The organism is Leifsonia sp. McL0618 (assembly GCF_049994905.1).
Classification (GTDB): Bacteria; Actinomycetota; Actinomycetes; order Actinomycetales; family Microbacteriaceae; genus Diaminobutyricibacter.
On sequence record NZ_CP188258.1, the window covers coordinates 3,261,634 to 3,273,420 of the forward strand.

11 protein-coding genes and 1 tRNA gene are annotated in these 11,787 nt (G+C 65.5%); 4 read left to right on the forward strand and 8 right to left on the reverse strand.

Annotated features, from left to right (window positions below):
• Positions 1 to 112 precede the first annotated feature (112 nt).
• Both ACPPVQ_RS15790 and ACPPVQ_RS15795 read right to left on the reverse strand, forming a co-directional pair.
• Positions 113 to 188: transfer RNA gene (locus tag ACPPVQ_RS15790), tRNA-Thr, on the reverse strand.
• Between the two features lie 59 nt (positions 189 to 247).
• Positions 248 to 1,153: a DsbA family protein gene (locus tag ACPPVQ_RS15795; RefSeq protein ID WP_426516087.1), complete on the reverse strand. Its 906-nt coding sequence runs from the start codon at positions 1,151 to 1,153 to the stop codon at positions 248 to 250.
• Between the two features lie 254 nt (positions 1,154 to 1,407).
• Between ACPPVQ_RS15795 and ACPPVQ_RS15800 the strand changes: the two genes are divergently transcribed.
• Together ACPPVQ_RS15800 and ACPPVQ_RS15805 are read left to right on the forward strand one after the other, a co-directional pair.
• Complete coding sequence (locus ACPPVQ_RS15800; RefSeq protein ID WP_426516088.1) at positions 1,408 to 2,502, forward strand: ABC transporter ATP-binding protein; 1,095 nt, start codon at positions 1,408 to 1,410, stop codon at positions 2,500 to 2,502.
• Between the two features lie 98 nt (positions 2,503 to 2,600).
• Entirely contained in the window at positions 2,601 to 3,902 is a 1,302-nt protein-coding gene (locus tag ACPPVQ_RS15805) for a DUF4032 domain-containing protein (protein WP_426516089.1), read from the forward strand.
• Between the two features lie 97 nt (positions 3,903 to 3,999).
• On the opposite strand, the gene rlmB is transcribed toward ACPPVQ_RS15805, so the two are convergent.
• The 4 genes from rlmB to ACPPVQ_RS15825 form a co-directional block, all read right to left on the reverse strand.
• Positions 4,000 to 5,031: a 23S rRNA (guanosine(2251)-2'-O)-methyltransferase RlmB gene (rlmB, locus tag ACPPVQ_RS15810; RefSeq protein WP_426516090.1), complete on the reverse strand. Its 1,032-nt coding sequence runs from the start codon at positions 5,029 to 5,031 to the stop codon at positions 4,000 to 4,002.
• On the reverse strand, positions 5,028 to 6,461 hold the full coding sequence (gene cysS / locus ACPPVQ_RS15815; RefSeq protein WP_426516091.1) for a cysteine--tRNA ligase: 1,434 nt from the start codon (positions 6,459 to 6,461) through the stop codon (positions 5,028 to 5,030). Before cysS ends, rlmB begins: the two co-directional genes overlap by 4 nt.
• Before the next feature lie 71 nt (positions 6,462 to 6,532).
• Entirely contained in the window at positions 6,533 to 7,708 is a 1,176-nt protein-coding gene (ispD, locus tag ACPPVQ_RS15820; protein ID WP_426516092.1) for a 2-C-methyl-D-erythritol 4-phosphate cytidylyltransferase, read from the reverse strand.
• Positions 7,709 to 7,846: 138 nt separating this feature from the next.
• Positions 7,847 to 8,329 (reverse strand): CarD family transcriptional regulator, encoded by a 483-nt coding sequence (locus tag ACPPVQ_RS15825; RefSeq protein WP_426516093.1) that lies wholly within the window; start codon positions 8,327 to 8,329, stop codon positions 7,847 to 7,849.
• Positions 8,330 to 8,490: 161 nt separating this feature from the next.
• Here ACPPVQ_RS15825 and ACPPVQ_RS15830 point away from each other — a divergent pair, with 161 nt between their 5' ends.
• Entirely contained in the window at positions 8,491 to 9,063 is a 573-nt protein-coding gene (locus ACPPVQ_RS15830; protein ID WP_426516094.1) for a hypothetical protein, read from the forward strand.
• 12 nt (positions 9,064 to 9,075) lie between these two features.
• On the opposite strand, the gene ACPPVQ_RS15835 is transcribed toward ACPPVQ_RS15830, so the two are convergent.
• Together ACPPVQ_RS15835 and ACPPVQ_RS15840 are read right to left on the reverse strand one after the other, a co-directional pair.
• Positions 9,076 to 9,759, reverse strand: coding sequence for a response regulator (locus ACPPVQ_RS15835; RefSeq protein ID WP_426516095.1), 684 nt, complete (start codon positions 9,757 to 9,759; stop codon positions 9,076 to 9,078).
• Positions 9,756 to 10,916, reverse strand: a complete 1,161-nt coding sequence (locus ACPPVQ_RS15840) for a sensor histidine kinase (protein WP_426516096.1) — start codon at positions 10,914 to 10,916, stop codon at positions 9,756 to 9,758. The genes ACPPVQ_RS15835 and ACPPVQ_RS15840 overlap by 4 nt, the downstream gene beginning before the upstream one ends.
• A gap of 179 nt (positions 10,917 to 11,095) precedes the next feature.
• On the opposite strand from ACPPVQ_RS15840, the gene phoU reads away from it, so the two are divergent.
• On the forward strand, positions 11,096 to 11,752 hold the full coding sequence (gene phoU / locus ACPPVQ_RS15845; RefSeq protein WP_426516097.1) for a phosphate signaling complex protein PhoU: 657 nt from the start codon (positions 11,096 to 11,098) through the stop codon (positions 11,750 to 11,752).
• The last annotated feature ends 35 nt before the right edge of the window (positions 11,753 to 11,787 follow it).

Consider the following 11,787-nt stretch of genomic DNA (forward strand, 5'->3'; position numbering starts at 1 on the left):
CTGTTTGCCCGCGATCGCGATCGAAAAGAGCAAACGGGGCTTTGATTTGTCTTTTTGGGCCCGTGGAGGGTGACTGCCGCGTCCCCTACTTCCACGGAATCACGAGGATCCCTGGAGCCGGCCACGGGACTCGAACCCGTAACCCCCGCTTTACAAGAGCGGTGCGCTACCAATTGCGCCAGGCCGGCATGAGGCGGGCGTGCCCGTCTCGACTGTCAATACTAGAGGGATCGGGCAGCGAGCGACGTCACTTGGAGGGTGACGGGGTGGGCGTCGCCGTCGAATAGGCATCACCCTGGGCCTGAAGAACGAACGCCTTGAAGTCGTCCGCACTGGTCAGCGAACCGGTGTACTGCTTGCCGTTGACGATGACGAGCGGGGTTCCGGTGAGCTTGGGGACGTTCGAGTTCGGGATGGGTCCCGCCAGCGCACGGTCTGTCGCATTCGCCACCCAGGTCGTATAGGTGCCGTCATCGATGCATTTGTCGATCGATGTGACGTTCTTGGCTCCCGCGGAACTCACATATCCCTTGAGTTGCGCATCCGTCAGACCCGGACCGCCCTCCTGGGGCTGGTTCTCGAACAGCAGGCGATGGAAGTTCCAGAACTGGTCGCCTGAGTAGTTGGCCACACAGGCCGCCGCATTGGCTGCACGCAGTGAGTATTTGGTTCCTGCGGAGTGACTCGTCAGGATGGCGATCGGATGCACCTCGACGGTCGCCGCCCCGGATTTCGCCCACTCACCGAGCTGGTCGCCGTTGGTCTTCTCGAACTCACCGCAGAACGGGCAGAGGTAGTCGATGTACATGCGGATGCTCACCACGCTGCCAGAGGGATCAGGCGTCGAGGCGATCGGCGACGCATCCGCCGCGAGCGATTCGGTCGGCACGACTTTGAGTCCGGCACCGACGACGACACCGTCGCTGGCCATGTTCGCCGGACCCGGAACAGGCGGGCGGATGGCGCTGACGATGATCAGGACGACGACAGCTGCGATGGCGAGCACGCCGACGATGATCCCGCTCTGCAGGAACACCTTGTTGCGCCGGTCGCGTTTCTTCTGCTCTACGCGGAGCTGGCGAGCCTTCTCCCGTGCCGCCTCGCGCCGGTCATTTCTCGAGGGACGACTGTCGGTAGGTCCGCCGTGGGTCATTGATATTCACTCCGGGGGTCTGAATGGGCATTCACAGTTCATGCAAACGCAATGGAGATAGTAGTTCGGCAGTCTGGGAAACGACCAAACAGCGCCTGAGCCTGCGCGGTGCGCCTCATGAGAGTCCGGGTGAACGGCACCGTCGCCGATGCCATACTATGAGTGGTGGTCACTGTCGCCCATTCGGGGCAGCACCATATCCATTCACTACGGATCGTCCGGCACGTACCTGCCGGTGAAGGAGTAATTACATCATGGCGTCAGTAACGTTCGACAAGGCAACACGCCTCTATCCCGGTTCCACCCGCCCCGCCGTCGACGAACTCGACCTGCAGGTCGCAGACGGTGAGTTCCTAGTTCTCGTCGGTCCTTCCGGCTGCGGAAAGTCCACCTCCCTGCGCATGCTCGCCGGCCTCGAAGAGGTCAACGACGGCAACATCTTCATCGGTGAGCGCAACGTGACGGATGTTCCGCCGAAAGACCGCGACATCGCGATGGTGTTCCAGAACTACGCTCTCTACCCGCACATGACGGTCGCCGAGAACATGGGCTTCGCCCTGAAGATCGCCGGCGTCAACAAGGATGAGCGTGCCGCCCGCGTTCTCGAAGCCGCGAAGCTGCTCGACCTCGAGCCCTACCTCGGCCGCAAGCCGAAAGCACTCTCCGGTGGTCAGCGTCAGCGCGTCGCCATGGGCCGTGCGATCGTGCGCAGCCCCCAGGTGTTCCTCATGGACGAGCCGCTGTCGAACCTCGACGCCAAGCTCCGCGTCCAGACACGTACGCAGATCGCGTCGCTGACCCGTCGTCTCGGCGTCACGACCGTCTACGTCACGCACGACCAGACCGAGGCTCTGACCATGGGCGACCGCATCGCGGTCCTCAAGGATGGCGTGCTCCAGCAGGTCGGCACCCCGCGTGACCTCTACGCGCAGCCGAACAACGTGTTCGTCGCCGGCTTCATCGGGAGCCCTGCCATGAACCTGTTCTCGGCTGATGTCGTCGACGGCGGCGTCAAGTTCGGCACTGCGGTCGTCCCGGTCGAGCGCGAGACCCTCGCGGGCGCCGGAAAGGCGGTCACTATCGGCGTCCGTCCCGAAGACGTGGTCGTCTCCACTACGGAGAACTCGGGCCTCAAGGTCGCGGTCGACCTGGTCGAAGAGCTCGGTGCAGACGGCTACCTGTACGGTCACACCGAGATCGACGGCAAGCGCACCGACATCGTCGGTCGCGTCGACGGTCGCGTGCACCCCAACGCAGGTGACACCGTCTACATCTCCCCGAAGGTCGGCCACGTGCACACCTTCAACGCGGAGACGGGCGAGCGTCTCGGTGGGGCAGTCGTCGACTAATCCGTTCCATCCGTTTCACGCACAGTGCCGTGGCTCCTCCTGGGGTCACGGCACTGCGCATTTCCGGGCTTTCCAGCCTCGTCCGATAGGTTTCTTGCATGAGCGGCTCCCTCAACATCACTGCGGCCACCGTCGATCCGGCCCTTCTCGACCTTCCGTGGAACCTGCCGCTCGACGAATGGTCGAACGACCACATCGCGATCCTTCCCAAGGGCATCTCGCGCCACCTCGTACGGTTCGCGAACCTCTCCGGATATGTCATCGCGATCAAGGAGACGACGGCCGAGCTCGCCAAACGCGAATACGAGATGCTCCGAACGTTGCAGCGTCTCGACATCCCGTGTGTCGACCCCGTGGCCGTGATCAACAACCGAACGGATGATGAGGGCGACCCCCTCAAGGCGGTGCTCGTCACCCGGCATCTCAAGTTCTCGCTCCCCTACCGCGCGCTGTTCTCGCAGACCCTGCGTCCTGACACCGCGACCCGCCTGGTCGACGCCCTCGCCGTTCTGCTGGTGCGCCTGCACATCGTCGGATTCTTCTGGGGAGATGTCTCCCTGTCGAACACTCTCTTCCGTCGCGACGCCGGCGCCTTCGCCGCGTACCTGGTGGATGCCGAAACCGGGCAGCTCTACGGCGGCGGCCTTTCGAACGGCCAGCGCGAGAACGACCTCGAGATCGCGCGAGTCAACATCGCCGGCGAGCTGATGGATCTCGAAGCGGGCGGACGTGTGGATGAGGAACTCGACCCGATCAAGGTGTCGAACGGTATCGTCGCCGCGTACCGCTCCCTGTGGAAGGAGCTGACCGGCAGTGAATCGTTCGCGACCTCGGAGCGCTGGCGCATCAGCAAACGTGTCGACCGCCTGAACGAACTCGGGTTCGATATCGAGGAGCTCGCGATCAAGACCGATGAGAAGGGCACCACGGTGCGCATCCAGCCAAAGGTCGTGGATGCGGGCCACCACCAGCGCAGGCTGCTGCGACTCACCGGCCTCGACGCCCAGGAGAACCAGGCTAGGCGCCTGCTCAACGATCTCGACTCGTACTCTGCAACCCTCGGCAAGGCGGGCCTCGATGAGGAGGCGATGGCTCACGAGTGGCTGATGCGTGTCTTCGAGCCGATCGTCCGCGCGATCCCTTCCGACCTGAAAGGCAAGCTGGAACCCGCCGAAGTGTTCCACCAACTGCTCGAGCACCGCTGGTTCATGTCACAGGATGAGGGACGGGACGTACCGCTCGCCGAGGCGCTGACCTCCTACATCAAGGATGTTCTGCGTCACCGCCGCGACGAAGCGACCGTCATCGGTCCGCCCACCGAAACATTGAGCATCCCGGTCATCACCGGGGCGATCGGCACGATCACCGACGACGAGGACGACTGGCGCGCGAAGGTGTGACAGTGCTCGCGAGAGGTCTTCCTCGCGAGCGTAGCTCGCTCGGCGCTGGCGTCGCGCGATTGCTATGCAATCCCCTGAGCTCCAGCGCGCAGGATTGCTATGCAATCCCCTTAGCTCCAGCGCGGAGTTTCGAGATCTCGTAGAGGGTGACGCTGGCCGCGATTCCGGCGTTGAGCGATTCGGTCGAAGCGCTGATCGGAATGGAGACGATCGCGTCGCACGTCTCGGTGACGAGCCGCGACAGGCCCTTTCCTTCGCTGCCGACGACAACGACGACGGGACGGTCGGCGAGTTCGAGGCCTGGCAGGGAGACGTCTCCACCACCGTCGAGACCGAGAACGAAGACCCCACGTTCCTTCAACGCTTTGAGCGTCTGCGTCAGGTTGCTCGCCATGGCGACCGGAGTACGGGCGGCTGCTCCCGCAGACGTCTTCCACGCGGCCGCGGTCATACCGACCGACCGCCGCTGCGGCACGATGACACCCTGACCGCCGAATGCGGCGGTCGAGCGGATGATCGCCCCGAGGTTGCGCGGGTCGGTGATGCCGTCGAGCGCGACGAAGAGCGGTTTCTGGCCGCGGCTGATCGTCAGGTCGAGCAGTTCGACCGGGTGTGCATACTCGTACGGCGGCACCTTGAGGGCGACGCCCTGGTGCACCGAGTCGCGGCCCGCGATGCGGTCGAGCTCCGGGCGCATGATCTCGAGGATCGGGATGCCCCGCCCTGTTGCGATCGACAGGATCTCCTTGACCCGATCGTCGACCTCGATGCGCGACGCGATGTAGAGCGTCGACGTGGGGATTTTGGCACGAAGCGCCTCGAGCACCGAGTTGCGACCGGTCACGACCTCGCTCTCGTCAGCGGCCTTCGGCCGCCGCGTCTGGGTTCGGGGTGCCGAATCCGGGCGGCCGCCGCGCGACTGTCCGGGCGCACCCTTGCCTCCGGCCGCCGAGTACCGCTCACGCGCCGCCTTCGCCTTGCCGGCGGGGTGGTACGGGCGATCTTCAGCCTTCGGGGTCGGACCTTTGCCTTCGAGTGCCTGTCGCCCTTGGCCGCCTGAGCCGACCTGGGGGCCGCGTCGCGCTTTCCGCACCGCTCCTGCGCGAGGCTTTCCGCCGCTGTTCTTCACTGTTCAACACTCCAATGCGCACCCGTCGGGGTGTCTTCGATGGTGATTCCGGCTCCCACGAGTTCGTCGCGGATCCGGTCGGCGGAGGCGAAATCGCGATTCGCCCGTGCCGCCTGCCGATCGTCGAGCAGTCGCTCGACGAGGGCGGACAACGCCGAGCGTGCGCCCGTGTCCCCCGCGGTGTTCCATTCTGGTGCGAGGGGGTTGATGCCCAGCACGTTCGTCATTGCGAGAACCTGCCCGCGTGCGATCGCCGCCGCCTCCAAGTCTTCCGCATCGAGTGCCGCGTTTCCTGAACGCACGGTATCGTGCAGCACGCCGAGTGCCTGCGGCACGGCGAGGTCGTCATCCATCGCCTCGGCGAACGCGGTCGGAATGACCGGAGCGCCGACCCCGGCGAACCGGGTGGAAGCGAGCCGGCGGTCGACCCGATCGAAGAACCCGGAGATGCGTTCGAGCGCGGCCTCTGCCTCGGCCAGCGATCCGTCATTGAAGTCGATCGTCGAGCGGTAGTGCGCCGCGCCCAGGTAGTAGCGGATCACGAGAGGCCTGGCCTGACCTAGCAGGTCTGCTGCGTAGACCGAGTTGCCGAGCGACTTGCTCATCTTCTGGCCGTTGACGTTCACGAGCCCGTTGTGAACCCAGTAGTTGGCGAACGCATGACCAGCAGCGGTCGACTGGGCGAGCTCGTTCTCGTGATGCGGAAAGCGCAGGTCGAGGCCGCCGCCGTGAATGTCGAAGTTGGTGCCGAGGTAACGCTCCGACATTGCCGAGCATTCGATGTGCCAGCCCGGTCTGCCGTCTCCCCACGGACTCGGCCACGATGCCGATTCCGGCTCATCGTCTTTGCGGCCCTTCCACAGCGCGAAATCGCGGGCGTCACGCTTGGCGCGGGGGTCGGCGTCGGCGGCGGGCTCCATGTTGTCGATGCTCTGACGTGTGAGCTCGCCGTAGGCCGGCCAGCTCTTCACATCGAAATAGACGTCGCCCGACTCGTCGCCCGCGACATAGGCGTGCCCGGTGTCGATGAGCCGGCGGATGAGGTCTTGCATCTGCGGAATGCTTGCCGTCGCACGCGGCTCGTAGGTGGGCGGCCGCACACCCAGCGCCGTATAGCCCGCGGTGAACTCGAGCTCGAACCGGTAGGCGAGAGCCCACCACTGCTCCGAACTGCCTTCGGCCTGCGCAGCCGACGAATTCACGAGGATCTTGTCGTCGATGTCGGTCACGTTGCGCACGAGGGTCACGTCGTAGCCACGATGCGTGAACCAGCGGCGAAGGATGTCATAGACGAGCGCGGACCTCAGGTGCCCGATGTGCGGCGAAGACTGCACCGTGGGCCCGCAGACGTACATGCCGACCGCGCCATCGGTAATGGGGCGGAAGTCACGGAGCGCCTGGGCCCGGGTGTCGTAGAGTCGCACAGTCACGCGTCTAGCCTACGGGCAGGCCTCGACGGCCGACGCGCGGCCTCTCTGATGTGTCGAAACCGGATCGCGGGTCACACGTTGTGGAGGAGAAGTGCCGTCGCAATGACCGCAACACCCTCGCCGCGACCGGTGAACCCGAGACCGTCCGTCGTCGTTGCGCTGATGGATACCGGCGCCCCGACGAACTCGCTCAGCAACGCCTCAGCCTCATGACGACGCGGTGCGAACTTCGGACGATTACCGATCACCTGAACGGCGATGTTGCCGACGCGGTAGCCGGCCCCCTCGACCATCCGCCGCGCTTCGCGGATGAACACCTCACCGTGGGCGCCGCTGAATCGCGGATCGTCTGTTCCGAACGCACCGCCGATGTCGCCGAGCCCCGCCGCGGACAGCAGGGCATCAGTGATGGCATGCGCCACCGCATCCCCGTCGCTGTGCCCGGCCAGTCCTGCCTCGCCCGGCCAGTACAGTCCGGCGAGCCAGAGTTCTGCGTCGGGGTCGAACCCGTGCGTGTCCGTGCCTACGCCGATGCGCGGGCTGTCGTCGCGCCGGGAGACGAGCTCCTCTGCACGGCGCAGGTCCCACGGAGTCGTGATCTTGAACGCGAGCGGGTCACCCGGCACGACGCTGACACGGCGGCCGGATGCGCTGACCAGCGCCGCATCGTCCGTCGCCTCATCCGTCGCACGGGCATACGCGTCGAGCAAGTCGTCTTTCGGGAAGCCCTGGGGTGTCTGCACCGCGGAGAGGGCGGAGCGGTCGACGGTCTCGACGATGTCCTGTCGAGCATCCACTCGCTTGATCGTGTCGCTCACGGCAAGGCCGGGAATGACGCCGTGGCGGCGGGCGTCGACCTCGGCCACGACCCTGTCGAACAACGCACTGGGAGTGAGCGCGCGGGCCGCGTCGTGCACGAGCACGACCTGCGCGGAGTCGTGCACCATCCGGAGACCTGCCAGAACGGACTGCTGGCGCGTCTCACCACCGGCGACGACGGTGACGGATGCGGCAGCGACACCGGCGACGTCGGCCGCGATCACTTCGGCGTCTGCGACGAACTCCGCCGGTGCAACCACGACGACCTGGGCAGGCTCGCGCATTCCGAGCACGGTATAGAGGGATCGGCCGAGCAGGCTGATGCCACCGACGGGCACGAAGGCCTTGGGCGCGGACGCCCCGAGCCGCGTGCCGCTGCCCGCCGCCACGACGATCACGGCGATGCGTGGCCCGCTCGATTCGCTCATGCGTTCGAGAGTACGCGATCCCGCCCAGCCCGAGCCGGCGGGGGCACGCTTAAACAGAACGAACGTGACCGTTCCGGTCCAGAGTGACGATTCGAAGCGTCACACTCGACCGGAACGGTCACGTTCGCGATACCTGGGTTAGGAGGCGAGGACCTCGTCGAGCAGAGTCGACGCCTTCTCGTCGTCAGTCTTCTCTGCGAGCGCGAGCTCGGAGATGAGGATCTGACGTGCCTTCGCAAGCATGCGCTTCTCACCCGCGGACAGCCCGCGGTCCTGATCGCGACGCCACAGGTCGCGCACGACCTCGGAAACCTTGATCACGTCGCCCGAAGCGAGCTTCTCAAGGTTCGCCTTGTAGCGGCGGGACCAGTTGGTGGGCTCCTCGGTGAACGGAGCGCGCAGAACCTCGAACACGCGGTCGAGGCCCTCTTTGCCGATCACGTCCCGGACGCCGACGAGGTCGACGTTTTCGGCCGGAACCTCGATGGTCAGGTCGCCCTGAGTCACATTGAGCTTGAGGTACAGCTTCTCTTCACCCTTAATGGTTCTCTTCTTGACTTCGGTGATTGTCGCGGCACCGTGGTGCGGGTATACGACGGTTTCGCCAACCTCGAAAAGCATAGATTGATGTCCCTTCAGCAACCTCTAGGATACCACAGAGACCCGGTGGTAGAGTTCGCCCTGCCTGCCCCGGGGGCCCCTCCCCAATAGGCTAAACTCGAAGCGCATTCCGCCCATCGACGGCCACTTTCAAGGCCACGCGGAACGACTTGGAGGGTCTTGTGAGAGCACGAATCGCGGCATCCATCGTGTTGGCGATCGCGGTCACGTTCGGTACTGCAGGGTGCGGCTTCCTGGCCCCGCAGTCGACCACGAGACACTACGACGCGAGCGATGGCGTGAGCGGCAACGTCGGCAACGACATCGCCGTGCGCAACGCCCTGATCGTGACCGGTGACGGCACAACGGGCAACCTCGTCGTGACCATCGTCAACAACGGCTCGGTGCCGCACCGCGTGCAGATCGAGCGCGCGACCGGCTCCAACGAGTCGACCTACGTCACCGTGGGTGCCGGCCAGACGAAGCAGATCGGCGAAGCAGGCGGCACGGTCATCCTCCTCCAGGACCTCAATTCGATCCCGGGCAGCCTCTACCCGCTGTACTTCCAGTACGGCGCACAGACCGGGCTTCCCCTTCGTGTTCCCGTGCTCGACGGCGGCCTGCCCGAATATGCAGACCTGACGCCGGCGCACGTGGTCGCGAAATCCCTCGCCACGTCGCCACCGGCACCCGAGGCGACGTCGACGCCCACCCCGACGTCAACACCCACCCCGACGCCGACGTCGACGCCGTAGCGCCTCAGGGCGTCACGCGTTGAAGCGATAGCCGAGTCCACGTACCGTCACGAGCATGGACGGGTCCGACGGGTTGTCCTCGATGCGTGAACGGATGCGCTTGATGTGCACGTCGAGCGTCTTCGTGTCGCCGAAGTAGTCGCTCCCCCACACCCGGTCGATCAGCTGTCCGCGGGTGAGCACACGTCCGGCATTGCGCAGCAGCAGTTCGAGCAACTCGAATTCCTTCAGCGGCATGGGGATCTCGCTGCCGCTGACGGCGACCGTGTGCTTGTCGACGTCCATCCGCACCGATCCGGCTTCGAGGATGCCGTCGTCTTCGAGTTCGTCGGTCTCGACCCGGCGACGGAGGACGGCGCGGATGCGCGCGAGCAGCTCGCGCGTCGAGTACGGCTTGGTCACATAGTCGTCGGCCCCGAGTTCGAGCCCCACGACGATGTCGACCTCCGAGTCCTTCGCCGTCAGCATGATGATGGGCACCGACGACCGGACGCGGATCTCGCGGCACACCTCGGTTCCCGGAATCCCGGGAAGCATCAGGTCGAGCAGGATGAGGTCGGCACCGAGACGATCGAACTCGGAGAGTGCGGTCGGGCCGTCCTCGGCCACGGTCACGTCGTAGCCTTCGCGCTTGAGCAGGAACGCCAGCGGTTCGCTCAGTGCAGCTTCATCCTCGACAAGCAGGATGTGGGTCACGTGGTTTCTCCTATCGCTGGACGCGCGGCGGCGTCGTGTGATGCTTCGGGCAGGCGGATGGTGAAGGTGGAGCCGCGGCCGGGCTGTGACCAGACGCGGATGTCGCCGCCGTGGTTCTGCACGGCGTGCTTGACGATGGCGAGTCCGAGGCCCGTGCCGCCGGTGTGGCGGGACCGGGCCTGGTCGACGCGGAAGAACCGCTCGAACACGCGATCGAGGTCTTCTTCGGGGATTCCCTCACCCTGGTCGGTCACGGCGATCTCGACGACACCGTCGACGGTGCGCACGCCGACGCCGACGCGCGAACCCGGCGGTGAGTACTGGATGGCGTTGGAGATGAGGTTGTGCACGGCGGTGACCAGCAGGGTCTCATCCCCGTAGACCTCTGCCCTCTTGTCCCCGCGCATCGCGAGCTCGATCCCCCGTACCTCCGCGGCCACGCGGTTCTGGTCGACGGCGGCACTGATGACCTGCTTGACCGAGACGAGCTCGGCGTCGGTCAGCGCATCCGCCGCCTGAAGCCGCGACAGCTCGATGATGTCCTGCGTGATGCGGGCCAGGCGTTGCGATTCCTCGCTGAGCCGATGGGCGAACCGGCGCACCTGCTCCGGATCTTCCGATGCACTGTCGAGAGCCTCGGCGAGCAGGCCGACGGCCCCGATCGGGGTCTTCAGCTCGTGGCTGATGTTGGCGACGAAATCGCGCCGCACGTTCTCGAGGCGGAACGACTCTGTCCGGTCCTCGGCCAGCAGGAGGATGTAGCGCGAGCCGAGGCGCGCGACGCGCACCCCCAGGTGGATGTTCGCATCGCCGAACGGCCCGCGCGCGAGTTCGCATTCCTCCGTGATCGGGTCACCGGTGCGGCGCACGCGGGCGACGAGGTCGGCGAGGTGCGGATGCACGAGCGCCTGGTTCCAGACCAGCCCGATCGCCAGGGCGCCCGGCGACGCTTTGATGACATTGTTCGACGGATCGACGACGATGGCGGCCGATTCGAGTGCGTCGATGACCTGGTCGACCCCGTCGGGGACGGCAGGGCTCGCGACCTCTGCGGCGTGGGCGCCGCGCCGCGCGGCCACATGAAGGATGGCCACGAATCCCGCGCCGACCACAAGGCCGAGTGCCAGAGACAGCAGCACCAACCAGGTGGAGTCCATAATTGCAAGCGTACTGACCCGCAAGGGCACCGACGCACGACATCGGAGCGGGGGCCGCGGTACTTTAGACAGTGTTCAGGCTCCGGGCACCGTTCGTTAACCTGTTCTGGACATCATGAATTCGGGGTCAAAGGGCTCCCCCATCTGTGCGCGCTCGCGCCAGGAAGGACCAGAAACCGATGCGTGAAGTATTCCAGCAGGAGCTGCGGGAAGTTCAGGATCGCCTTGTCGAGATCGCTGAGCTCGTCGTCATCTCCATCAAGAATGCGACGCAGGCGTTCAATGACTCCGACGTGACGCTTGCCGAGACGGTGATCGCCGACGACACCAAGATCGATGAGCTGACGGTGATCCTCGACGAACTGTCGATCCAGATCCTCGCTCGCCAGCAGCCGGTCGCGCGCGACCTGCGCATCGTCGTCAGTGCACTCCGCATCAGCGCATCGCTCGAGCGCATGGGTGACATGGCCGAGCACATCGCCCAGCTCGCGCGGTACCGCTTCCCTGACAAGGTGGTGCCGAAGAGCCTGCGCGGCACGTTCGCCGAGATGGGCCGGCTCGATGTGGTCATCGCCGAGAAGCTCGCCGAGCTGCTGCGCACCCAGGACCTGGAGCTCGCCGACGAGATCCGTAACGAAGACGACCGCATCGACGAACTGCACGTCAGTGTCTTCGACAAGGTGCTCGGCGAGACCTGGAAAGGCCAGGCCGTCGACACGGTGGATGCGACCCTCGCCTCGCGGTACCACGAGCGCTTCGCCGACCACGCGGTGTCCATCGCGAAGAAGGTCCACTACCTCGGCACCGGCGACTGGGCTCCCGAACTCGCCAGCTGAGACATCGACGTGTGCTGAGCGCACGCGAAAGGTGC